The organism is Ruegeria sp. BE10, assembly GCF_056538905.1.
In genome coordinates, this window is record NZ_JBQFTX010000006.1 from 188,952 (window position 1) to 211,593 (window position 22,642).

Annotated in this window: 27 protein-coding genes; 15 read left to right on the forward strand and 12 right to left on the reverse strand. The window is 57.4% G+C overall.

Features of this window, described 5'->3' with window-relative positions:
- Window positions 1-2 precede the first annotated feature (2 nt).
- Both ACR0M2_RS14925 and ACR0M2_RS14930 read right to left on the reverse strand, forming a co-directional pair.
- Window positions 3-2,531: an ABC transporter permease gene (locus tag ACR0M2_RS14925; protein ID WP_226689349.1), complete on the reverse strand. Its 2,529-nt coding sequence runs from the start codon at window positions 2,529-2,531 to the stop codon at window positions 3-5.
- Entirely contained in the window at window positions 2,528-3,223 is a 696-nt protein-coding gene (locus ACR0M2_RS14930; RefSeq protein ID WP_170350549.1) for an ABC transporter ATP-binding protein, read from the reverse strand. Before ACR0M2_RS14930 ends, ACR0M2_RS14925 begins: the two co-directional genes overlap by 4 nt.
- Before the next feature lie 26 nt (window positions 3,224-3,249).
- Between ACR0M2_RS14930 and ACR0M2_RS14935 the strand changes: the two genes are divergently transcribed.
- Window positions 3,250-3,909, forward strand: a complete 660-nt coding sequence (locus tag ACR0M2_RS14935) for an arylesterase (protein WP_480705763.1) — start codon at window positions 3,250-3,252, stop codon at window positions 3,907-3,909.
- Here ACR0M2_RS14935 and ACR0M2_RS14940 read toward each other — a convergent pair whose 3' ends face one another.
- The 5 genes from ACR0M2_RS14940 to ettA form a co-directional block, all read right to left on the reverse strand.
- On the reverse strand, window positions 3,910-4,470 hold the full coding sequence (locus ACR0M2_RS14940; RefSeq protein ID WP_480705765.1) for a L,D-transpeptidase: 561 nt from the start codon (window positions 4,468-4,470) through the stop codon (window positions 3,910-3,912).
- A gap of 191 nt (window positions 4,471-4,661) precedes the next feature.
- Window positions 4,662-4,868, reverse strand: coding sequence for a cold-shock protein (locus ACR0M2_RS14945; RefSeq protein WP_170350547.1), 207 nt, complete (start codon window positions 4,866-4,868; stop codon window positions 4,662-4,664).
- Window positions 4,869-5,077: 209 nt separating this feature from the next.
- Window positions 5,078-5,941, reverse strand: coding sequence for a sulfotransferase family protein (locus ACR0M2_RS14950; RefSeq protein ID WP_170350546.1), 864 nt, complete (start codon window positions 5,939-5,941; stop codon window positions 5,078-5,080).
- 38 nt (window positions 5,942-5,979) lie between these two features.
- A complete protein-coding gene (locus tag ACR0M2_RS14955) occupies window positions 5,980-6,690 on the reverse strand; it encodes a hypothetical protein (RefSeq protein ID WP_480705766.1) in 711 nt (236 codons plus the stop codon).
- A 32-nt stretch (window positions 6,691-6,722) separates the two neighbouring features.
- On the reverse strand, window positions 6,723-8,390 hold the full coding sequence (gene ettA, locus ACR0M2_RS14960; protein WP_170551498.1) for an energy-dependent translational throttle protein EttA: 1,668 nt from the start codon (window positions 8,388-8,390) through the stop codon (window positions 6,723-6,725).
- Window positions 8,391-8,525: 135 nt separating this feature from the next.
- On the opposite strand from ettA, the gene ACR0M2_RS14965 reads away from it, so the two are divergent.
- The 3 genes from ACR0M2_RS14965 (at window position 8,526) to dacB (ending at window position 11,194) form a co-directional block, all read left to right on the forward strand.
- Complete coding sequence (locus tag ACR0M2_RS14965; RefSeq protein ID WP_480705767.1) at window positions 8,526-8,996, forward strand: MOSC domain-containing protein; 471 nt, start codon at window positions 8,526-8,528, stop codon at window positions 8,994-8,996.
- A gap of 32 nt (window positions 8,997-9,028) precedes the next feature.
- Window positions 9,029-9,649 carry a nicotinate-nucleotide adenylyltransferase gene (locus ACR0M2_RS14970; protein ID WP_480705768.1) on the forward strand — a complete coding sequence of 207 codons (621 nt, stop codon included), beginning with the start codon at window positions 9,029-9,031 and terminating at the stop codon, window positions 9,647-9,649.
- Between the two features lie 66 nt (window positions 9,650-9,715).
- Window positions 9,716-11,194, forward strand: coding sequence for a D-alanyl-D-alanine carboxypeptidase/D-alanyl-D-alanine endopeptidase (gene dacB, locus ACR0M2_RS14975; RefSeq protein ID WP_480705769.1), 1,479 nt, complete (start codon window positions 9,716-9,718; stop codon window positions 11,192-11,194).
- Between the two features lie 2 nt (window positions 11,195-11,196).
- Here the strand turns inward: dacB and ACR0M2_RS14980 are convergent, their stop codons facing one another.
- A complete protein-coding gene (locus ACR0M2_RS14980) occupies window positions 11,197-11,619 on the reverse strand; it encodes a tellurite resistance TerB family protein (protein WP_170350540.1) in 423 nt (140 codons plus the stop codon).
- Window positions 11,620-11,699: 80 nt separating this feature from the next.
- Window positions 11,700-12,167: an Lrp/AsnC family transcriptional regulator gene (locus ACR0M2_RS14985; protein WP_367647946.1), complete on the reverse strand. Its 468-nt coding sequence runs from the start codon at window positions 12,165-12,167 to the stop codon at window positions 11,700-11,702.
- A 109-nt stretch (window positions 12,168-12,276) separates the two neighbouring features.
- Here ACR0M2_RS14985 and phhA point away from each other — a divergent pair, with 109 nt between their 5' ends.
- The 5 genes from phhA (at window position 12,277) to ACR0M2_RS15010 (ending at window position 18,010) form a co-directional block, all read left to right on the forward strand.
- Window positions 12,277-13,077: a phenylalanine 4-monooxygenase gene (phhA, locus tag ACR0M2_RS14990; protein WP_480705771.1), complete on the forward strand. Its 801-nt coding sequence runs from the start codon at window positions 12,277-12,279 to the stop codon at window positions 13,075-13,077.
- Window positions 13,078-13,084: 7 nt separating this feature from the next.
- Window positions 13,085-13,438, forward strand: coding sequence for a 4a-hydroxytetrahydrobiopterin dehydratase (locus ACR0M2_RS14995; RefSeq protein WP_480705773.1), 354 nt, complete (start codon window positions 13,085-13,087; stop codon window positions 13,436-13,438).
- 124 nt (window positions 13,439-13,562) lie between these two features.
- Window positions 13,563-15,137, forward strand: a complete 1,575-nt coding sequence (locus ACR0M2_RS15000) for a lysine--tRNA ligase (protein WP_480705774.1) — start codon at window positions 13,563-13,565, stop codon at window positions 15,135-15,137.
- 48 nt (window positions 15,138-15,185) lie between these two features.
- A complete protein-coding gene (locus tag ACR0M2_RS15005) occupies window positions 15,186-15,587 on the forward strand; it encodes a DUF4864 domain-containing protein (protein WP_480705776.1) in 402 nt (133 codons plus the stop codon).
- Window positions 15,588-15,721: 134 nt separating this feature from the next.
- Window positions 15,722-18,010 carry a glycosyl hydrolase family 28-related protein gene (locus ACR0M2_RS15010; protein ID WP_480705778.1) on the forward strand — a complete coding sequence of 763 codons (2,289 nt, stop codon included), beginning with the start codon at window positions 15,722-15,724 and terminating at the stop codon, window positions 18,008-18,010.
- 45 nt (window positions 18,011-18,055) lie between these two features.
- Here ACR0M2_RS15010 and ACR0M2_RS15015 read toward each other — a convergent pair whose 3' ends face one another.
- A complete protein-coding gene (locus ACR0M2_RS15015; protein WP_480705780.1) occupies window positions 18,056-18,718 on the reverse strand; it encodes a hypothetical protein in 663 nt (220 codons plus the stop codon).
- Window positions 18,719-18,864: 146 nt separating this feature from the next.
- Between ACR0M2_RS15015 and ACR0M2_RS15020 the strand changes: the two genes are divergently transcribed.
- Together ACR0M2_RS15020 and ACR0M2_RS15025 are read left to right on the forward strand one after the other, a co-directional pair.
- Window positions 18,865-19,191, forward strand: coding sequence for an antibiotic biosynthesis monooxygenase family protein (locus ACR0M2_RS15020; RefSeq protein ID WP_170350533.1), 327 nt, complete (start codon window positions 18,865-18,867; stop codon window positions 19,189-19,191).
- Between the two features lie 62 nt (window positions 19,192-19,253).
- Window positions 19,254-19,661, forward strand: a complete 408-nt coding sequence (locus tag ACR0M2_RS15025) for a universal stress protein (RefSeq protein WP_170350532.1) — start codon at window positions 19,254-19,256, stop codon at window positions 19,659-19,661.
- Here ACR0M2_RS15025 and ACR0M2_RS15030 read toward each other — a convergent pair.
- Window positions 19,646-20,149: a HugZ family pyridoxamine 5'-phosphate oxidase gene (locus ACR0M2_RS15030; protein ID WP_170350531.1), complete on the reverse strand. Its 504-nt coding sequence runs from the start codon at window positions 20,147-20,149 to the stop codon at window positions 19,646-19,648. The two genes, ACR0M2_RS15025 and ACR0M2_RS15030, sit on opposite strands and share 16 nt — an antisense overlap.
- Window positions 20,150-20,391: 242 nt before the next feature.
- On the opposite strand from ACR0M2_RS15030, the gene ACR0M2_RS15035 reads away from it, so the two are divergent.
- The 4 genes from ACR0M2_RS15035 (at window position 20,392) to ACR0M2_RS15050 (ending at window position 21,931) form a co-directional block, all read left to right on the forward strand.
- Window positions 20,392-20,697: an excalibur calcium-binding domain-containing protein gene (locus ACR0M2_RS15035; protein WP_226689361.1), complete on the forward strand. Its 306-nt coding sequence runs from the start codon at window positions 20,392-20,394 to the stop codon at window positions 20,695-20,697.
- Between the two features lie 98 nt (window positions 20,698-20,795).
- Window positions 20,796-21,086 carry an antibiotic biosynthesis monooxygenase family protein gene (locus ACR0M2_RS15040; RefSeq protein ID WP_170350529.1) on the forward strand — a complete coding sequence of 97 codons (291 nt, stop codon included), beginning with the start codon at window positions 20,796-20,798 and terminating at the stop codon, window positions 21,084-21,086.
- A 63-nt stretch (window positions 21,087-21,149) separates the two neighbouring features.
- On the forward strand, window positions 21,150-21,500 hold the full coding sequence (locus ACR0M2_RS15045) for a hypothetical protein (RefSeq protein ID WP_480705782.1): 351 nt from the start codon (window positions 21,150-21,152) through the stop codon (window positions 21,498-21,500).
- Between the two features lie 77 nt (window positions 21,501-21,577).
- Complete coding sequence (locus ACR0M2_RS15050; protein ID WP_480705783.1) at window positions 21,578-21,931, forward strand: MmcQ/YjbR family DNA-binding protein; 354 nt, start codon at window positions 21,578-21,580, stop codon at window positions 21,929-21,931.
- Here the strand turns inward: ACR0M2_RS15050 and ACR0M2_RS15055 are convergent.
- Window positions 21,928-22,635, reverse strand: coding sequence for an ORF6N domain-containing protein (locus ACR0M2_RS15055; RefSeq protein WP_480705785.1), 708 nt, complete (start codon window positions 22,633-22,635; stop codon window positions 21,928-21,930). The genes ACR0M2_RS15050 and ACR0M2_RS15055 overlap by 4 nt on opposite strands.
- Window positions 22,636-22,642 lie beyond the last annotated feature (7 nt).

Sequence of the window (22,642 nt, forward strand, 5' to 3'; positions counted from 1 at the left end):
TCCTAGTCAGCGGCGCGCAGAATGCTGGCCGGGCGTACCGCCAGTGGGCGCAGGGCAAAGACCAGACCTGCGCCCAGTGTCACAAGGATTCCAGCCAGCACGATACCCAAGGCTGAACTCCAGATGACCGTGAACCCGGTGTCAAAGATGTATGTGGCCACGGCCCAACCCCCTAATATCCCGGTCAGCAGGGCGACACATCCGGCGGCCGCACCCAGCAAGATCGAACGCAGCGCAAAGCTGAGCAAGATGCGCCGCCGGTCTGCGCCCAATGTCTTGAGGATCGCAGATTCGTAGCGGCGCGCGGTTTCGCCCGCTGCGGCGGCCCCGATCAGGACCAAGAAACCGGTCAGCAAAGACACACCCGCTCCATAGGAGGTCGCCGCCGCCAGCCCGGCCAGCAGGCCCGAGACACGATCAATTGCATCCCGCACCCGGATCGCGGTAATGTTCGGATATTGCCCGGCCAGGTCGCGCAGAATGGCAGCCTCGGCCTGTTCTTCGGCATAGACGGTGGCGATAAAGCTGTGTGGGGCTCCGGCCAGCGCCGAAGGGTTCATCGACATGATAAAGCCGATGCCGGCGGTTGAAAAATCGACCTCGCGTAGCGAGGTGATTTCGGCGGTGATGTCCCGGCCAAGGATATTTACGGTCAACTCGTCGCCTAGGGACAGGCCCATTTCCTCGGCCTCTTCTGCCGCGAAACTGACCTGCGGTGAACCGGAATAATCGTCCGGCCACCATTCGCCTGCCGTGACGCGGGTGTTTTGTGGCCGAGCGGCGGAATAGGTCACGCCCCGATCACCGTCTAGAACCCAGTGGTCGCCAGCTACCTCACGGGCAGGGCGGCCGTTGATCTGGGTGATGATCCCCCGCAGCATCGGTGCGCTTTCAACACGGGTGACAGCCGGGTCAGCGTTCAGCCGTTCGGTAAAACCGGGCATCTGGTCTTTTTGAATGTCGACGAAGAAATAGGATGGCGCCACGTCCGGCAAATTGCCTGCGATTGCATTGCGCAAGGTTCCGTCAATCTGGCCAACGGCGGCCAGTACCGAAAGCCCCAGCCCCAAGGACAGCACGACCGACGCAGCCCCTTCGCGCGGGTCCGAGATGGCCGATAAGGCCCATCGCAGGGCCGGGCGACCACGTGCTGGTTTGGCACCGAAACGGGCAAACTTGCGGATTGCCAAAGCCGACAGAGACAGCACAAACAGCGCGCCGACCAGCCCTCCGCTGGTCCAGAGTGTCAGACGTGCCGAACCGCTGAACCAGGATGCTGATGCGACCAGCAGGACCAGCCCGATGCCAGTCGCTAGGATGAATACCGGGCGCGGGAGGGCGCGGGCCGAAGACAACGCATCGCGGAACAGGGTCGCGGCACGCACTTCTTCGGTGCGGGCCAGGGGCCAGAGGGTGAATAGGAAGGCTGTCAGAACCCCGTATAGCGCGGCCTCGGCCAGCGGACGCGTATAAAGCGAGAAGACCGCCGGGACAGGTAATTGGCTTTCGATCAGCGGGGCCAGTAGCAGGGGAAGTAGCCCACCCAATGTTATGCCTATAAGGATGCCAATACCGGACAATACACCGATCTGGATCATGTAGATTTGTAAAATCGTCGCGCGATCCGCCCCTAAAGTGCGCAGCGTGGCGATGGTTTCGGTCTTTTGCCTCAGATAGGCCCGGACGGCGGCAGAGACGCCAATACCGCCAACCGCCAAACCCGACAGTCCCACAAGAACCAGAAAGGCGCTGAGGCGGGCGACGAATTCCGCGATCCCCGGAGCGCCATTGCGGGCATCGGTCCAGCGCATACCGGTACTGTCGAAACTTTGCTGTGCTGTGGTGGACAAGGCCGCAAGGTCAGTATCGGGTGGCAAAGCCAGCCGGTATTTGGTGGAAAACAACGTCCCCGGCGCCAAAAGGCCCGACGCCTGTAAATCTTCGGTTCGTACCAAAGTACGCGGCCCCAATCCGAACCCGTCGGCAGCCCCGTCCGGCTCGTGAATCAGGGCGGCGGTCAGGGCAAACTCTTGCGTACCAAGGGCAAAGCGGTCTCCGACGGACAGACCTAACCGATCCATCAGCACCGGATCCATGACCGCTCCGGGCAGGTTCTGATCACCATCCAGAGCGGCGGATAGCGTTTGGTCAGGGTCCAGCACGGGTGTGCCCAACAACGGATAAGCCGCATCCACCGATTTCACCTGGGTCAGCGCGCGCTGGGCTTCCTCGCCTTGCTGGACTACGGCCATCGAGCGGAAGTCGACCACCTCAGACACAGCCGTTGCGGTCTGTTCCATCCAGTCACGCTCATCCTCATTGGCGAAGCGGTAGGTGAATTCCAATTGGGCGTCTCCACCCAGAAGCGCAGCGCCTTCCTGGGCAAGTCCCGTCTGGATGGCCTGACGCACCGATCCAACGGCGGCGATGGCGGCAACACCCAACGCAAGACAGGCCAGAAACACCCGAAAACCGCGCAGGCCGCCGCGCAGCTCGCGTCGGGCCAGACGGCCAGCCAGCCGCAGGCTCATTCCGCGGCCTCCTGCTGAACGTCTTCGGCAATCGTTCCGTCTCGCAACCGCACGACCCTGTCGCACTTGCGCGCCAGACTGTGGCTGTGCGTGACCAGAACCAGTGTTGCGCCGTGTTTGTCACGCAGACCAAACAGAAGATCGACAATGGCGGCACCAGTTGCATCGTCCAGATTTCCCGTGGGTTCATCCGCCAGCAATATCTGCGGTCGCGGGGCTGACGCCCGGGCCAGCGCCACCCGTTGTTGTTCACCCCCCGACAATTGCGCCGGGTAATGATCGCGCCGATGGGACAGGCCGACCGCTTCCAGTTCGGCCTCGGCGCGGTCGAACGCATCCCTGTGCCCGGCTAGTTCCAGCGGCGTGGCCACGTTTTCCAGCGCGGTCATGGTCGGGATAAGGTGGAAGTTCTGAAACACCACCCCCATCGTGTCCCGCCGGAAACGGGCCAAGGCGTCTTCGTCCATTTCTGTCAGATCGTTGCCAAGGGCGGTGATCTTGCCCGCCGTCGCCAGTTCCAGCCCGCCCATCAGCATCAACAACGAGGATTTGCCCGACCCGGACGGCCCCACCAGCCCCAGTGTCTCACCTTTGGCCACGGTCAGGGAGATGTCATGCAGGATATTGACCCGCCCGGCATTGCCATCCAGCGACAAAGCGGCATTTTGGAGCGAAAGAACAGGTGTCGTCATAGGTCTTTCCAAATGAAGGCGGTCAAATGGGATATGGAGCGGTTCTGATGGTGCGCAAGGCTTTGTTGTCGGTGATATTTGTCTGCTGCGGTTTTGCAACCACAGCTGAACAGGTCGTAATCGCAGCCTTAGGCGATTCCCTGACACAAGGCTATGGGTTGCCGGAAGAGGACGGGTTTGTACCGCAGTTGGACCGGTGGTTGAGGGCACAAGGCGCGGATGTACGCCTGATCAACGCCGGTGTATCCGGCGATACCACAGCCGGAGGCGCCGCGCGCGTGGGCTGGACTTTGACACCGGAAGTGGACGGCATAATCGTGGCGCTGGGCGGCAATGATCTGCTGCGGGGGATCGATCCGGCAGTGTCGCTCAGTAATCTTGAGGCAATTGTAAAAGTGGCAGACAGCTCGGAGGTCGATATCCTGCTGGTCGGCATGCAAGCGCCGGGGAATTATGGGGCGGATTACAAAGAAGCGTTTGACGCGATCTATCCCGACTTGGCGACAGCGTATGAAACGGGTTATGCGCCCAGTTTCTTTGCTGGGCTGACAGCCGGGGGCGATCCGGGCGACGCCCGCAACTACATGCAATCAGATGGCATTCATCCGAACGCCGCAGGTGTGACCTTGATCGTTGAGAACCTAGGTCCTTACGTGTTGGAGCTTGTGAACGCTACCCGGCAGTGATCAGACGACAGTGACCACGGTGCCGATGGGCACACGTTCATACAGATCGACCACATGTGAATTCAGCATGCGAATACAGCCGTTGGATGCTGCCCGCCCAATGGTTTGCGGCTGCGTGGTGCCGTGAATGCGGAAATAGGTATCGACACCGTTCTGGAACAAATACAGCGCCCGCGCCCCCAATGGATTGTCGCCTCCACCGGGTTGGACATAGTCATTGTCCTTGAACTTGGCATATGTGACGGGTTCGCGTTCGATCATCTCATCAGTCGGGCGCCAGGTCGGCCACTCCTTCTTGACGTCGATCGTGGCGGTGCCGGTGAATTCCAACCCCGCTTTACCCACCCCGCACCCATAGCGGACCGCCTTGCGCGGTTCGGTAACGTAGTAGAGGTAGAAGGACCGGGGAACGACAAGCAACCGACCCGGCAAAAACTCTTTCTTGATCCGCACGTATTGCGGCGTGGGATCGTATTCGACAGCTTTTTGCTTTGCGATTGCAACACCGGGCAAAAGGCTGGTGGCAGCAGTTGCTGTCAGGAAAGTACGGCGCGTGAACATGGTAGCTCTCTTCAACAAAACACAAAAATCTTGACCCTAATGTCGGAATGATAGCCGATCTGGTCAATCACCGGAGAGAAGTAACCTGTTTGTGATGTATTCGCCGGGACACACTTGCGGACGGGGGTCAAACGCAAAAGTGGTCGTCCAGTAAGGAAAAGGGCAGAGAAATGCTCTGCCCTTTTATTGACTTACGCCAACTGAATGTCGTCGGCGCTTTCGCGGCCGTCACGACCCGAGCGCAGCTCGTACGTGACTTTCTGATTGTCGGCCAGGCCGGTCAGACCCGAACGCTCGACAGCTGAGATGTGTACGAAGATGTCTTTGCCGCCATCTTCGGGTGCGATAAAGCCATAGCCTTTGGTGGTGTTGAACCATTTTACGGTGCCTGCGGGCATATCCGTTGTCTCCTGTTTAGTGCTGCCCACGGGTTGCGGCAGCCCGGCGTCGTTGTCTGTATCGATAGACTGAGCGCCGTAGAAGGAGACAGTAGGTCGAAATAGAAAAACGTGTGCCCGTCAGATATGGCATTTGCACAAGCGCAGGGCAAGAGAGTGCTGAAGGCGATATCCTTCAGTAGGCAATTGGCCGTTCGGTTAAGGGCGAGTCAAATCTTGTAAATCTTGCTTTCCTCAGGAAACATTGTTCGGATCGCCTTCAGACTTTGGTCTGACAGAACAACGGGTCTTTGATCACTTGCGGCCTTTCCAACCCCATCCGATTGATTAACGTGTGGAAGCGCCTTTTGTTTGTTCTTGGCGCTTGAAAGTGGCTTAAGTCTGCGAGACCGCCAAGCCTCGGACAAAGCTGGGAATCTGCGATTTTCCAGCTTGCTGGTTAGCCACCTGTTCAGTTTCTCAGTGTTTTCAAGCTGAAACACGTTTTTGACGTGGTTGACGCCTGCGCGGTCGATGGCATGTGCTTCTAGGCTGAGCGGGGAAAGGTTCTGGGTCGAGATCCATTTGGGCGCAAGTTCCTGCCAGGCAGGGTTCATGCCAACTTTGCCGAATTGAATCCATTCTTCAAAGTCGATTGTCGAGTTTTCATTCCAATCGGATTGATAGTTGTAGAGACAATCAGCATCAGGTCGAAAAAACCGATAATATGACCAGAGCATATCAACCGGATTACGGATGGTCATGAAATAGGTCAGCTTTGGGTGATCCGGGTACAACTCTGCCAGCTTTGCTTTGACATAGGGCGCCGTATCATGCGGGTGAAAATGCTCGACCGTTTTGGCCACATCGACAGCAAAATCACCGTCATCCTTTGAAAGAAAAGGGCCCAGATGTCTGCGGATTGATGTGGAACCACAGCGTGGCTTGGATATGAAAACAAGCCCCTTTGAGAAAAGCACTCTCACAAATATTGTCCTTTTGTTACTCGTCTGCTGCGGCTGCGATGTGACCAACAGTTGCAACCTGACCCACTTTTTTCCAATTGCCAAGCTGGTCTGACCTGGGTGATGCATCGTCGGACATCCAGTCAGGGTGCTTTGATCTGCGGTCTTCAGTTGGAAATCGGTAGTTCTTCGACAGTCATTCGGTATTGTTTTGACGCAACAAAACACCGTGGCAGGTGTTCGATCACTTCGTCGATCGGATCGTAAACAAGATCGGCTGCAGCTTTGAGTCCTGCCGGAATGTCCTTTGGCACACGCTCGCGCCGTTCAGGGGGCTTGAAGTCCAATCCAGTAAAGCGCGAGATGGTTTCCTGATATTCCCAAAGCGCGTCATAGTGAACGCACAGAACAGGGACGTCTTCATATGTCACCCATTCCTTTATCTGCCGCGCCTGCTGCAGCACATCGCGCTGAAACAGTTCGTCATAGGTGCCGGTGGCATGCAGGTGATGAAAATGCAGGTCGATCCAATCTGCACCGTATCTGTCCAGCGCGGAATAGACGGAAAACGCGGAATCCTTAGCAGACCCAAAACAAAAAACGACCCGAGTGTTCTCGGGCCATGAAGAGAGGGGCTGAGGGTAATCGTGTGTCTTGTACACGCAAGGCGCGTGAAATGTTGCGTCGTCCAGCCGGGCGATGAAGTTCGATTTTTTCGCAGCTTCCCTATCAACGTCCCTTAGCGAATCCGCAAGGGCCAGAAAGGTCATTGTGCTACCTGACCGGCCATTGCTGGCGACGATGACGCAATTTTCCGGCGCGTTTTGCGGGATGCGCTTCAAACGCCGGGGGGCCAGCCTTTTGCGTACGCTGCGCATCCATTTTTCTATACGTGCTTCGATGAAACCGTTCATCGCGCAAACTTTTTGTGCTTCAACCGCTTGGGCTCCAGCGCATCTGGTCCCAAACGACGCTTCTTGTCCTCTTCGTAATCTTCGAAGTTGCCCTCGAACCATTCCACATGGGCATCACCTTCGAAGGCTAGGATATGCGTACAGATACGGTCCAGGAAGAAACGGTCGTGGCTGATGACCACCGCGCAGCCGGCGAAATCGACCAGGGCGTCTTCTAGCGCGCGCAGGGTTTCGACATCCAGATCGTTGGTCGGTTCGTCCAGCAGCAGGACGTTGCCACCCTCTTTCAACAGACGGGCCATGTGGACGCGGTTGCGCTCACCCCCGGACAGCAGCGAGACTTTCTTCTGCTGGTCGCCGCCCTTGAAGTTGAAGGACGAGCAATAGGCGCGGGAATTAACCTGCGCGTCGCCCAACTGGATGATCTCGGCACCGCCGGTGATCGCCTCCCACACGGTGTCGTTGTCTTTCAGGTCGTCGCGGGACTGGTCGACATAAGACAGCTCAACCGTGTCGCCTAGCGTGATGGTACCTGCATCGGGCTGTTCCTGACCGGTCAGCATCTTGAACAGGGTCGATTTACCGGCGCCGTTGGGGCCGATGACGCCGACGATGCCGCCCGGGGGCAGGGCAAAGTCCAGACCTTCGATCAGTTGCTTGTCGCCCATGTGTTTCGACAGGCCTTCGACCTCAATCACCTTGCCACCAAGGCGCTGGCCGTTGGGTATGACAATCTGGGCGCGGGTCAGCTTTTCGCGTTCGGACTGTTCGGCCAGCTCGTTATAGGCGTTGATCCGGGCCTTGGATTTGGCCTGACGGGCCTTCTGGCCCTGACGCATCCATTCCAGCTCGCGCTGCAGGGTTTTCTGCTTGGACTTGTCTTCGCGCGCTTCTTGCTCCAACCGTTTGGCCTTTTGTTCCAGCCACGCGGAATAGTTGCCTTCGTAAGGAATGCCGCGGCCACGGTCGAGTTCGAGGATCCAGCCGGTGATATCATCCAGAAAATACCGGTCGTGGGTGACGATCAGAATGGTGCCCTTGTAGTCGATCAGGTGCTGTTGCAACCATGCGATTGTCTCGGCGTCCAAGTGGTTGGTCGGTTCGTCGAGCAGCAGCATGTCGGGCGCTTCGAGCAGCAGTTTGCAGAGCGCCACGCGGCGTTTCTCACCACCCGAGAGGTTGGCGATGTTGGCGTCGTCCGGCGGGCAGCGCAGTGCCTCCATCGAGACGTCGATCTGGCTGTCGAGGTCCCACAGGTTTTCAGAATCAATAGAGTCCTGCAAGGCGGTCATTTCTTCCATCAGTTCATCGGAATAGTTTTCCGCCATCTCGATGGCTATTTCGTTGAAGCGATCGACCTTGGCCTTTTTCGCGGCGACGCCCAGCATGACGTTTTCGCGGACGGTTAGCGATTCATCCAGCTGCGGTTCCTGCGGCAGATAGCCGACCTTGGCGCCTTCGGCCGCCCATGCCTCGCCGGTGAAATCTGTATCGAGCCCCGCCATGATCTTCATCAGGGTCGACTTACCCGCGCCATTGACGCCGACAACACCGATTTTCACGCCAGGCAGAAAGCTCAGGTGGATGTTTTCAAAGCACTTCTTGCCACCGGGATAGGTCTTTGAGACACCCTGCATGTGGTAGACATATTGATAGGCGGCCATGTCGCGTCCTTTGGGTCGGGGAAATTGGGTTGAAACGCTAGATATCTAAGCGGGGCGGGCGGGGCAAGCTGGTGGTTTTGTGAATTTCTTATGGCGTCGAATTTAGTTAGATCTATTTGCTGAGTGGGAGCTAAAATGTCGAATTTGGCGGAATTGATAGCTGGCTGGGCCAAGCCGGGTTGTGTCGATTGGATTGGATTGCGACCTGAGCGCTGCAAAGAAATGCGCGCGGTTGATAATCTTATGATTTCAGCCGACGGCCTAGAGGGCGACCGGGGTCGCGCTGGCAAAAGGGCTGTGACTCTGATCCAGCAAGAACATCTGGCGGCGATAGGTTCCTACTTGGGGCAAGGGCCGATTGCCGCCGACATCCTACGGCGCAACTTGGTCGTGTCGGGGATCAATCTGGCGGCGCTCAAGGGGCGTGAGGTGCAGGTTGGCGGGGCTATATTGCGCTTTACAATCATCTGCGCGCCTTGCAGCCGGATGGAGGAGGCGCTGGGCAAGGGCGGCTATTCCGCCGTGCGTGGGCATGGTGGATGGTGCGCCGAGGTCATCAGGTCCGGACGGGTCCGGCAGGGCGATCTGGTGCAACCGGTTGATTGACAAGCCGCTTCAGTTCTGAACATCAGCAGAAGATGCAACGAAGCGCTATTCCATTTGCACGGCCCGGGCAGGTCGTTGGTCTGTTCGGCGGGTCTTTTGATCCGCCGCATCAGGGACATGTGCATGTCTCGCTTGAAGCGATGAAGGCGTTTGGGCTGGATCGGGTTTGGTGGCTGGTGTCTCCGGGCAATCCGTTAAAGGCGCGTGGACCTGCCCCGCTACAGCGGCGCATCAAGGCTGCACGGGACGTCATGCAGCACCCCAAGGTCGAGGTGACGGATATCGAGGCGCTGACCGGGACGCGGGCGACGGCGGATACGCTGGCAGCCTTGCAAAAACTTTATCCGCAGGTGCGGTTTGTCTGGCTTATGGGCGCGGATAATCTGGCGCAGTTTCATCGCTGGAAGGATTGGCGGCTGATCATGGACAGCGTGCCGGTGGGGGTTGTCGCACGGCCGGGGGATCGGATCTCGGCACGGATGTCGCCTGCGGCGCGGCTTTACGCTCAATATCGCATAGACGGCCAAGCGCGGCATTTGCTGGGGCGTGCGCAGGCACCGGCGTGGTGTTTCGTGAATGTACCGATGGTCGATGTCAGCTCGACGGAGATTCGCACACGCGGTGGCTGGGATGGAGGGGTGTTGCCTGAATAGCCCCCATGCGGGCATAATCACATTCAGTGGTTGTTTGCCTGTGATCTCTGGGATTTTAATTGACCCATGGTTGATCGTATTTCGCGTCGTTTGTTTCTTGCGGGCCTTGGGGCCTCGATTGCATCGGGCTCAGCGCTGGCCGATGCTCCTGTCCAATCCTTGCGACCGCAGCTGCGGGGGGACCTGCCCAGCGGGGCCGAGCGCCTTATCCAGTCCGCCGGGTTGCGCGGAGAGGTTGTGTTTGCAGTCGCTGATGCAGAGACCGGTACGCAGGTTGAGGCGTTCGGCGGCGATCAGGGCCTGCCGCCCGCCAGTGTCGCCAAAGCACTGACCGCGCTTTATGCGCTGGATGTTCTGGGCGCGGATTATCGGTTTGAAACCGCGTTGATGGCGGATGGGCCGATTGAGAATGGCGTGTTGAATGGTGACCTGATCCTTGTCGGGGGCGGCGACCCGTTGCTGGACACAGATGATCTGGCCACGATGGCCGCCAATCTGCGCGAGGCCGGAATCACCGAGGTGCGCGGGGCCTTCAAGGTCTATGACGGAGCGTTGCCCTATGTGTTTAGCATTGACCCCGGGCAGCCGGATCACCTGGGTTACAGCCCGGCCATCAGCGGCATCTCACTCAATTTCAATCGCGTCCATTTCGAATGGAAGCGCGCTGGTGCCAGTTATGACGTGAGTATGGATGCGCGCACCGCCCGATATACTCCGTCTGTGGATATGGCGTCGATGCTGGTCGAAAAGCGCAGTTTGCCGATATACACCTATCAGCCAAGTGCGCGGCAGGATCGCTGGACCGTTGCCCGCGGTGCGCTGGGCAATGGTGGCGCGCGTTGGCTGCCCGTTCGCAAACCTGCGCTTTATGCGGGGGATGTTTTCCGTACTCTGGCGCGGGCAAATGGCATTGTGCTGGGGCGCGTACAGATCACGCGGCAGACCCCGCAGGGCACTGTTTTGGTGGTGCATCAGAGTGATCCGCTGGAAAGTATTCTGCGCGGTATGCTCAAATATTCGACCAACATAACGGCCGAATTGGTCGGTATGATGGCTTCGAAAGCCCGTGGGGCAAATATGCAAAGCCTCGCCGATTCAGCCGCTGAAATGAATCGCTGGGCGGCCGAGACCTATGGTGTGACCGGGATTGCGATGGTGGATCATTCGGGGCTTGGCGATGCGTCGCGCGTGGCACCCGCGGATTTGGTTGCCGCGCTGGTGGTGGCGCGCAAAGATGGCGCGCTGCGGCCCTTGCTCAAGAAATTTACCCTGGCGGACCGTCAGGGACGGCCGGTCAAGGATCACCCGATCAAAGTAGACGCAAAGACCGGGACGCTGAATTTCGTGTCGGGATTGGGCGGCTTCATAACTGCACCGGATGGCTCCGAATTGGCCTTTGCCATCTTTACCGCTGACGTTGATCACCGCGCGACCATTCCCCGTGCGCTGCGCGAGCGTCCGGAAGGCGCGCGCAGCTGGAACAACAGGTCGCGCAAGCTGCAACGCGCGTTGATCGAACGTTGGGGAACGTTACAGGGCAGCTAGGATCAGGTCGTGTGGCGCGCCCGTGCGCCACGCTCGATCGCTGCGGCGTGCAGACGGTCAATGCTCAGCTCGTAGCGGATTTCTTCCAGCAGGCGCAGTTCGGTTTCCGCAAGCGACCCGTCCGCAGCGGCCACATCGCAAGCCAGCGCATAGGCCGTTTCATTCAGCCGCTCGGGAAGGTTATCGCGGATCAGGCCGAAAAGTGCATCCAGCCCGTCCTCTTGCTCGAACAGGTCGAACACCGTCTGAGATACACGGCGCGTGCGGTCGATATCGTATTCGGCAAAGACAGGTAACATGTTGACGGCGCCTTCGATCTTGACCAGCTCGGCCGTGCGAATGGTTTCATCCGATGCAGAGACCGCGACCATGATCGCAACCAGGCAATCCTGTGGGGACATCGGGTGGGGTACTTGTTCGGTCATGGTGTCGTCCTGATTGGGCTTTTGCGCTCGCACGATAGGAGGGCTGGCGGGCAGGTTCAACGGATTTTGCCCCTGACCGATCAGAGAATGGGCAACGGGCCGCGCGTTTTGGTCTGGCGCAGCACAAAATTACTGCGCGTGTCGCGGACAAGGCCGGATTTCAGCAGCCGTTGCATAATGAAATGTTCAAGGTCCTCGGGCGTCTTGGCATAAACCTTTAGGATAAAGTCGTGGTCCCCGGTGATTGAGGCGCATTCGACGATTTGCGGCTCGGTTTCGACCAACCGCAGGAATGAGGTGATGCTGTCCTCTTGATGATCGCGCAATGCGACGTGAACATAGGCAATGGCGTCCAGCCCAACCGATTTGGCCCGCACCTGCGCAATGTAGCCTGATACCACCCCGGATGCCTCAAGATCGCGTACGCGCCGCCAACATTGCGAGGCGGAAAGACCGGTTCGGTCGGCAAGCTCTTGCATAGACAGGCGGCCATTGGTCTGCAGCTCTTGCAGGATGGCGATATCAGCAGGTTGGAGGGTTTGTTTCACAAATTGTGACCTTTCGATATATATTTACCAAAATAATCAGAAACCATCGATTGTCCAAATCAAAACCTTCAAGTCGCGTGGCTATACTTTTCCTGCGGAGGGAATGCAGATGCAAAAGTCGACCAAATACATCGCCAAAGTGGCCGATGAACGCGGCCATATCGCCTATACAGAAGAAGAGGACGCCGTTTGGGCTGACCTCTATGCTGCGCAAGCAGAGAACGTGCAGCGTTTTATGGCGCGAGACTATCTTGAAGGGTTGGAAAGGCTGGACTTGCCAAAGACCCGCGTGCCTTCTTGCGCGGATATCTCGGAACGGCTGTTGGACATGACTGGCTGGCGGGTTCAGCCTGTGCCAGCGCTTATCGGGTTCAAGACATTCTTTGGCATGCTGGCAGATAAGGTGTTTCCCGCTGCGTCCTTTATTCGGTCACGCGAGGATTTCGATTACATTGAGGAACCGGATATTTTTCATGAAATTTTCGGTCATACCCCGCTGCTGAGCGATCCACGCTTTGCGGCGTTCAGCCATGCCATCGGCAAGGCAGGCGTGCAGGCTGATGACAAGGATTATGCCTGGCTGATCCGCCTGTATTGGTTTTCGATCGAATTTGGGTTGCGTCGTCAGGATGGTGTGATCAAGGCGTTGGGGTCGGGGTTGGCGTCCTCGCCGACAGAGCTTGTCTATGCCGTCGAAAGCGACATTCCTGATCGGGATCCGTTCGATGTGCTGACGATCCTGCGCACGCCTTATCGGATCGATATGCACCAGATGGGCTATTTCGTGCTAAACTCACCCGAGGAACTTTTTGCCGCCGCCGACCGCGATTTGCTGGCAGACGTGCGACAGGCACAATTCCTGGGATTGTTGCCAAACAAGTTCCCGGAAAAAGCAACCGCAGCGGAGTGAACGGATCATGACACTAACAGGAGAAACCTGCAGCCTATCGGACCGAGCCTGTGTGCCCTGTTCAGGTGGCGTACCAGCTTTGACGCGGGATGAGGCGAACACGCACATGGCGGAGCTTTCGCCCGATTGGAATCTGGACGCTGATTCGAAAGAACTGAGCCGTCACTACAAGTTCAAAGGGTTCGCCAAGGCGACCTATCTGGCCAATCTTTGCGCGTGGCTCGCCGATCAGCAGGGGCACCACCCGGATGTCACCTTTGGCTGGGGTTATGTGGATGTCAGGCTGACCACGCATGAAATTGGTGGTCTAAGCGAGAATGATTTCATCTGGGCGGCCAAACTGGACCAGTTGACCTTATAGATCAGCCTTCCATACAGGAAAAAACCAGCGCTTTATTGACTCATGCTGCACCGGCACAATAGGAGGGTCCGGTCGGTTGCATGGGGTGACCGGCGCTGTTTTCCCCGATGGAGCTTGTCTAAAAATGTCTGAACTGCGTGAAACCGCGATTGCGTCCAAGGCCTGGCCTTTCGAAGAGGCGCGCCGGGTACTCAAACGCTATCAGAAAGCGGCTCCGGAAAAGGGATACGTGCTGTTTCAGACCGGCTATGGCCCGTCGGGCCTGCCGCATATCGGTACATTTGGCGAGGTTGCACGGACCTCGATGGTCCGTCACGCCTTTGAACAAATCAGTGACATCCCGACCAAGCTGATCTGTTTCTCGGACGACATGGACGGTTTCCGCAAGGTGCCGACCAACGTGCCGATGCAGGAAGAGCTGAATGAAGACCTGCATTTGCCGCTGACCAAGGTGCGCGATCCGTTTGGCACCCATGCCGGGTTTGCCCAGCACAACAATGCGATGCTGTGCGATTTTTTGGACAGTTTCGGGTTCGAGTACGAGTTCGCCTCGGCCACGGATTACTACACCAGCGGTCGGTTTGATGAGATGCTGTTGATCGCGTTGGAGCGTTTCGACAAAATTCAAGAGATCATGCTGCCGACGCTTGGGCCGGAACGGCGCGAGACCTATTCGTGCTTCCTGCCGATCAGCCCGAAAACCGGGCACGTGCTGCAGGTGCCGACGCTGGAGCGCAATGTCACTAAGGGCACGATCGTCTATCAGGAACCGGACGGCGAGAAGGTCGAAATCCCGGTCACTGGCGGTAATGTCAAGATGCAGTGGAAGCCGGATTGGGCGATGCGCTGGGCTGCGCTGGGTGTGGACTATGAGATGTCGGGCAAGGACCTGATCGACTCGGTCACGCAGTCGTCCAAGATTTGCCGAGCGCTGGGCCAAAAGCCACCCGAGGCGCTGAGCTATGAGCTGTTCAACGACGAGCAGGGCCAGAAGATTTCCAAATCGAAGGGCAATGGCTTGTCGATGGAGGAATGGCTGACCTATGCCGCGCCTGAAAGCCTGTCGTATTTCATGTATCAAAAGCCCAAGACGGCAAAGCGCCTGTATTTTGACGTGATCCCAAAGGCAGTAGACGAATATCATCAGCAGCTGCGAGCCTATCCGGGGCAGGAGCTGAAGGCGCAGTTGAACAACCCCGTTTGGCATATCCATGGCGGCAATGTTCCTGCATCCACGCTGATGGTGCCGTTTGCGATGTTGTTGAACCTGGCGTCCGTTTCGGGAGCCGAAGACAAAGAGGCACTGTGGGGCTTTATCCGCCGCTATGCGCCTGAGGCGACGGCTGAAACGCATCCGGATTTGGATCAGGCGGCTGGCTTTGCCGTGCGCTATTTCAACGATTTCGTCAAACCAACACGTCAGCACCGCGCCCCGACGGATCAGGAACGCGAAGCGTTGGAGGCACTGAAAACTGCGTTGGAAGCTTATGACGGCCCCATTGAGGATGAAGCGCTGCAATCGGTTGTTTATTCGATCGGGCGAGAGCGGTTCGATCCCATGCGCGGGTGGTTTACTGCGCTGTATGAAGTGTTGTTGGGTGCCTCGCAGGGCCCACGTTTTGGCGGCTTTATCGCGCTGTACGGCGTGCCGGAAACGATCGCGCTGATCGATAAGGCGTTGGCGGGTGAGCTGGTCTGATTTGACCTGATACCGTGTGGGGCTACTCTTTCAACAGGAGGTGGCCCCATGCGTCGAATACTACTTGCACTATCCCTCAGCGCCGGTTTGGCCTCGGGCGCGTTTGCCCAAAGCGCCGAGATCGAGAAAAACATCGCGGCGCAGATTAAGGCGTTTGAGGCTGATGATTTTGCCACCGCCTTTACCTTTGCCAGCCCCAATATCCAGCAACTGTTTCAAACGCCCGAGAATTTCGGCGTCATGGTAAGGCGCGGCTATCCGATGGTCTGGCGTCCGGCGGAGGTTCGTTTTCTGGAATTGCGCGAGGTGGCCGGGGCGCTGTGGCAAAAGGTCATGATCACTGATGACACTGGCAGGGTGCATATCCTGGACTATCAGATGGTGCAGATGGACAACGGTTGGAAGATCAATGGCGTGCAACTGCTGGGCAATTCTGATCCGGCAGCTTGATGCAACACCACCGTCACGGTGATATGAGTGGCGGTTAATTCCTTTTCGGTACTCAGGCTTTTGCGTTCGGGGCGTGTGTCTCCGGGCACTGGGTTTATGCGCGCTGATGCTGCGCGATTGGGAAAGGGATTTCTATGAACAAGGCAATCACCGACGGTATCGTGTTCACGCCGCCTGCTTTCGCAAATGGTTTGAATGTGTGGTCCAGCGGCGACGGGACGCCCGGCTCACCTACCTATGACGGATCGGGCACCGGCGCATTTGTTCCGGCGGATGCGGATTTTGCGGGCTGTCTGGAAATCCTGAAAGTCAGCACCACCCAGCGCCTGCGTTACATGGGGCAGACGCCGTTGCTGCCGGGCTGTTACCTGCAAATCAAGGCTCGGGTCAAAGCCATCAGCGGCCCGTTGCCCGAGGTACGTATCGCCGGATGGGCTGGCGGTGCCGGGGATGTTCAGGTTACCGGTGTGGTCGAGCAAGGCCCGGCCACGCAGCTTTCGGGCTATGGCACAGTGCATGAGATCACCGCCATAGTCGGCACCGGCCAGCGTCCTGGTGTAGACATGCCGTGGGGTGTGGAGGCGCTGTACGGGCATTTCGGCTTGGACATCGACGGTGCGAACGGGGCTGTGATCCGAGTAGATGATATCGAGATTTCGGATGTCACCGGCGTGTTCCTGCGCAATCTGATCAGTCTGGTCGATGTCCGCGATTTCGGCGCGGTCGGGGATGGCGTGACGGATGACTCAGCTGCGTTCGAGGCTGCGGATCAGGCTGCGAATGGTCGTCGTATTTTCGTGCCCGAGGGGACCTATCTGCTGGCGCAAAACACGTCGGTGGCATCCGAGATCGAATTTGAAGGCACCGTAACGATGCCAGATGACAAGATGCTGCTGCTGACCAAGAATTTTGATCTGCCGACCTATATCAATGCGTTTGGTGATGAAATGCGGGCCTTTAAAAAGGCGTTTCAGGCGTTGTTGAACAATTCTGACCATGAATCGCTGGATATGGGTGGGCGCAAGGTATCGGTAACCGAGCCCATCGATATGGCCGCTGCTGTTCCGAACCGGCAAACCGGATTCTCGACGCGCCGTGTGATCCGCAACGGACAGTTCGACGTCAAAAGCAGTACGGCCTGGGATACCGAAACCTTTACATCGGTCGCGACCTACAACCTGAACGATCCCACCCGGTTGGTGAACGTGGCGAATGTGGCCAAAATTCCGGTTGGTTGTCTGGTACAGGGGAGCGGGGTCGGTCGCGAGATTTACGTGCGTTCGAAGAACGACGGCGCGGGTGAAATCACGCTCAGCGCGCCGCTCTACGATGCGTCTGGTACGCAGACATTCACGTTCCTGTCCTTCAAGTACCTGCTGGATTTCAGTGGTTTCAGCACGCTGCGCAAATTTGGATTGGAACAGATCGAATTCCAATGTAACGGCCGCAGCAGCGCGATCCGTCTGGCCCCGTCAGGCAGCACCTTTGCATTGGCGAACTGTTTTGTCAGCCGCCCCAAAGATCGCGGGATCACGTCTATCGGTACCGGTTGTCAGGGCATGTTGATCGATACGTGTCAATTCCTGTCCACCGAAGAATCCTTTAACGTCTTAGACCGTTCGTCGATCGCGCTAAACGCGACGGCCAACGACGTCAAACTGCGCCACAACCGGGCCGTACGGTTCCGCCATTTTGCGGTTCTGGGTGGCACCAACAACATGATCCTCGGCAATCACTTTTTTCAGGGCGATAGCATTCCACAAGGTGTACGCAGCCCTGGATTGGTCATGATCGGCACTTACAACAGCTCGACAATCTCGGGGAACTATATCGACAATTGCTCGATCCTGTGGACCAACGAACGGGACGCAGATCCGGTTTACACAACCGGGTTTTCCTTCAGCTCGATGGCCATTACCGACAATATTTTCTATTCTAGCGAGGCCCCGCCCTGGTTCACTTACCTCATTGTTCGTCCTCATGGTGCAGGACACTTCCTGAACGGTGTGGTCGTGACCGGAAATAAGTTCCGCGCAACAAGCGGTGGTATCACGCGGGTGGAACGGGTGGATACCTCATTTGCCAGTATGAACAACTTTGCGCATCGCAATGTGATGTTTGAAAACAATACCTTTCACGGCGTTGACCGAAAAGTTGCGAACCCATTGCGGGTCAAGCATACGCAAGGAACCGCCGCGCAAGCCTGGTCCGTTCAGACAGCCGGAGAGCTGCCTTTCGGGGGCTATGCGCGTAGTTGCGACGCGGTTACGGCATTGGGAGCTTTGAGAAATACATTCGGCGCGGTGACCTATGCCACCCCCTATGTGCAGTTAGAACAAGGTGCGTCGAGAAATGCGATCAACCTGCGCTGGCCCGAGGCGGTCCGCGGAGAAGTCTCGTCCCACATTCGTATGGAAAGCTGACAACTGGGATGGCCACCGTTTTGCAGGGTGGCCATTTCACCGGTCTCAAAACTCTTCCCAAAGCGCGATTTTCAAACCGGTATCGTTGCGGGCATCGTTGCGTTCAAGGCCCAGCACCCAGGTGGGCCCTTTGTCGCGCGCACGGATCATGACCGAGGGCCTGGCCCTCCAAATTAACGAGTGTCCAGAGGTATAAGCCGTTTCCACCTGGATCAGAGGATTGAGCAATCGATCTGACGAAAGGCCCGCCGTGATATCCAGTTTGCGATAAACCGCGTCATGTGTGCGAATTTCCAGGGCGGTGTCGACCGCAACCCAACCGTTGCCCCAACCGGTTTGAAACCCTTTGCCATAGGACAGGGTCAGTTTGTACATCGCCCAGGCGTCCAGTTGCTTGTGGTGGGCACCGGCCCCGAACTCGGCCGCGAAACGTCCCCATTTGTTGAAATCGGCCACGGGAACCCGGGCAAACAACAGGGCGTGTCCGTAGAAATCCCGGCTTTGTTCGAAATCTACCCCGATTGTGAAGTTCGGCCTGTATCCGAATTCAGCATAAAGCGCCGTTTTGTAATCATAGCTGCCGTCACGGTCTTTGAATGCAGTGACCGAGGCCGCGGTGAACGCTGCGTCATTCTCACGCAGCCATGCGCCGGACCAAGCCGGGGCTGCGGCAAGCGGCAATACCAGAAAAGCGAGAACCCGGAACATGCACGCAGTTTCCGCAAGCATGGTTAACGGTTGGTTAGTGTTTTGTTTATTTTCTGGAAACCAATCCAAGGCGGCGTGTCGTTTAAGGAAACACAAGACCTTTCCAAATCCTGTGTTAAGCTTGCAAAAGAAAAGGGAGATTCCAGATGCCGAAGATTTCCAAGACCGCGAGCGTCCAGACTGTCATCACCACTTTTGAGATGACACCGGGCACCTGCCACGATCTGTTGGATGCGTTGACCGACGCCTACGCCGAGTTTATCTCGAAACAGCCGGGATTTGTTTCCGCAGGGCTGCATGTGAACGATGCGCAGACGCGGATTGCCAACTATTCCCAATGGAACCGTCGTGAGGATTTTCTGGCAATGTTGCGAACGCCGGAAATGCGCGATCGCAATCGCAAGATCAACGAGATGTGTAAAAGCTTTGAGCCGGTGATGTATGACGTGGCCGAAACTTTTGGCAGTTCCTGACTTGTATCAAAACCCTAATCGATAAAATCAGGTATGGTGGCTGAAGAAAGTAGAGGCTTACCATGTATCACAACATTCTTGTTCCAATTTCATTTGATGCCGATCGGGATATCTCCGGCCCGCTGAAACTGGCCGAGATTTTGGCAACACCAGATGCTCAGGTGACACTGCTGCATGTGGTCGAGCATATTCCGAACTACGCGATTTCCTACATGCCGCCGGAATATCTGACCGCGGCCCGCAAGGCGGTCCAGGGCGAGCTGGATGAGTTGGCGGCCAAGCTGTCCAATGCGACGGGTGTGGTGATCGAAGGGCATTCTGGGCGCACCATTCTGGACTGGGCGGAATCCCACAAGCCTGACCTGATCATCATGGCCTCACACCGGCCTGGCATGCAGGATCTTTTGTTGGGCTCAACCACAAACCACGTGGTCCGTCACGCCGCCTGTGCGGTTCACGTGGTGCGCTGATCAGGCCGCAAATCGTTGGGGGCAAGGCGCCAGGCCTTACCGAACCCTCCGTTCAGAACGGCGTCTGAAATGGCGAAACGCACAAAGCTGAAATCGGTGAAATCGACATAGAGTTTCGATTTGGGTCGCAAGGTCAGATACCGCGACCGCAAGCTGGCATGTTCGGCGCTTTCACGGGCAACGAACGTCGCTGTGGCATGCAATGTCAATCGGGGATGGGTCAGCGGGTCGCCGGTGTTGCCGGGTTCTCCGATTAGCAACGCGCAGACCGGATTGGCACGCAAGGCGGCTGTATGATCCGCCAATGTCGAAATCAGGGTCATAGGGCTGCCCGCGTCATCCGTGGCCAGGGCGATGCGCGACACCGAAGGCACCCCTAAGTCCGGTCGCAAAGTGGCAAGCGCACCATAGGTTGCGCCCTCGATCAGATCACGAGTCAAACATCGGGCGGTCTCATCGACCGGGTGAAATGGGCTGGATTGGCTCATGATGTGCGTGGTTCTAGCTGTTTGAAACACGCAAAAGATACCCCCTATGCCCTCCCTGTGCGAGGGCTTGTTTCCGGGTCAATTGGGGTCTCGGTTTCGCCACAAATCGAGGGTAACAGAGGGACATGCAGTTTAGAAAACCCACCCCTGAAACGGAATCTTCTGTCCCCAAGGTTTCGCGGCGTCAAAAACGGGCTGAGGCGCAGCGGAAACGCGCATTATCCCCGGTTCGAATTTTCCTCATGGTCCTGATGCTGCCGGTGACGATTATGGGTATCGTCGTGGGGGTCTATCTGCGGACGTCTGAGTATAGGCACGAAGAAGCTTTGCTGCACCTGATTGCCCTGGCCGGGTGCGGCGCGATTGAAACCATTGTGCCGGGGCCATTCGTTGAGGGCGGCCCAGGGTATCACCCGCGCAATGACCCCGATGGCGATGGTGTGGCCTGCGGAACGCAAAGGTCGATTTCCGGGCAGAGCGCAGTGCCGCAACCAGCTGAAACGCCCAGATCGCGGACAGTCGGCAACGCCAAATTCCTGCGGCCTTGACCCCAATTCTAACAGAATCCCCGTGGCTGTGGTACACTCCGCCGGACGCGCCGTTTTGGCCGTCATTGGGGGATTTCGCCCAGATAGCGAGGAAAATCATGTTTGCACGTATTACTCAGTTCAAGATGAAGCCCGGAATGCGGGATGCGGCCGAGGCAAAGATGAACGAGCTTAAAGATCAGATTATGGGCATGGAAGGCATGCACAGCTTTACCAATGTCATGAATGAGGACGGTACCGGTTTTGTTGTGGCCGTGGTTCAAAGCGAGGAAACCTCGAACGCCAACGCCCCCAAAGTGGCGGCGCTTTGGGGACATTTTGCCGAATTCCTAGAAGGCCCGCCATCACCGGCCGGGTTCGACGTGGTTGTCCATTGGGATAAAGGATAGGTCCGCGTATTCAGGGCCAAATTTCTCAACTCTAGTACCAGACTTTTTCAGGAGGAATGTTCAATGAACTTTTCGAAATGCGCAGCTATGGCTTTGATCGCAACCCTGTTTTCCGGTGCGGCCATTGCCGACACATCCAAAGATTTCCTGACGGCGACCAAGGTGTCCCAGATTAAGGATATGGGCGCACAGCAAATGGACGGGGCGTCGATAGAAAAGATCGTCTCGGGGAACACTCTCAAGAGTTCCAACTGGACCTGGACTTTTGAAAAAGATGGAAAACAATCTTCGACGGCAAATGATGGGTCATGGACAGACAAAGGCGAACGCTGTTCGAAAGTCTATTTTATGGGCCGTGACCTGAGATTCACTGACGGCAAACGCAACTTACATGATTGGTGGGTCAGCTACTAAACGCATGGAAAGAAAGTAAGCGAGAGGATTGATCTTCTCGCTTGCTTTCAGTTGATCCTGCAAGCCAAGATCGGGCCATGACCCGTGATGAATTCAACACCTTCTGCGCCAACCTCAAAGCCACCAGCCATGTGGTGCAATGGGGCAATGCGGATGTGTGGAAGGTGGGCGGCAAGGTCTTTGCGATCTGCGGTTGGAACGACGGGCGTGATGCGTTTACCTTCAAGGCCACCGATCTGGCTTTTGAGGTGCTGGGTGATGAGCCCGGCATCCGCCCAGCGCCTTATCTGGCCTCGCGGGGGATGAAGTGGCTGCAGGTCTATGAGGAACGCGGAATGAGCGATGCTTCCCTGCGCGAGCATATTGTGACGTCCTATGATCTGGTCGTGGCCAAGCTGACCAAGAAGGCGCGGGCCGAATTGGGCGTCTAACCTTTCATCGCGTGCAGCAATTCCAGCAGACGTTTTCGGTCGTCATCATCGGCGTAATCTCCGATCGCCAGGCGCTGGGCGATGTTCAGGCGCAGGCGTTCGTGCTGGGTACGCACTTCTTCTCCGGCGGTTTCAGCTAGCGTCTTCATAATCGCCGCTACGGCCTGCTGGCGCTTGGTGGTTGGGTTGGCGATATAATCGACAAGGCTCTGCTGCCCGGAATCGAGGATGTTTTCGGCCAGATCGCGCAACTGCGCACCATTGGGCAGCAGCGGGGCAGGGGCATCTTCTGGTGGCAGGATTTCCGGCACGCTGCGCGGAGACTCGGCCAATGCGTTAGCGCCGTCAACAAAGGCCTCGGTGATCATCCGGGTGATCTTGATGGCGCGCGGGTCCTTGAACAGGGCCGAAGCGATGGCCACGCCGTAATCCGTATAGACCCACGGATTGACCCGCCGCCCGCCACGGCCCTTGGGTTTTGAAATCACATTCTGTGATTGCAAATCGGCGACCTCGGCATCGGTCAGCTGAAAGCGGTAGCCCTCGAACAGGTCCTTGTTGCGCGAGACGGCCTGATTGAAGGCGCTGACGGACTTTCCGTAGAACTGCGCCAGATCCTCGGCCAGCACCACGCGAGTGCCCCGCACCCGGTGAATGGCACTTTGGACTTCATGCGTGCTGGGCAGGGTGTTGGGGTTCGTCATGGCAACC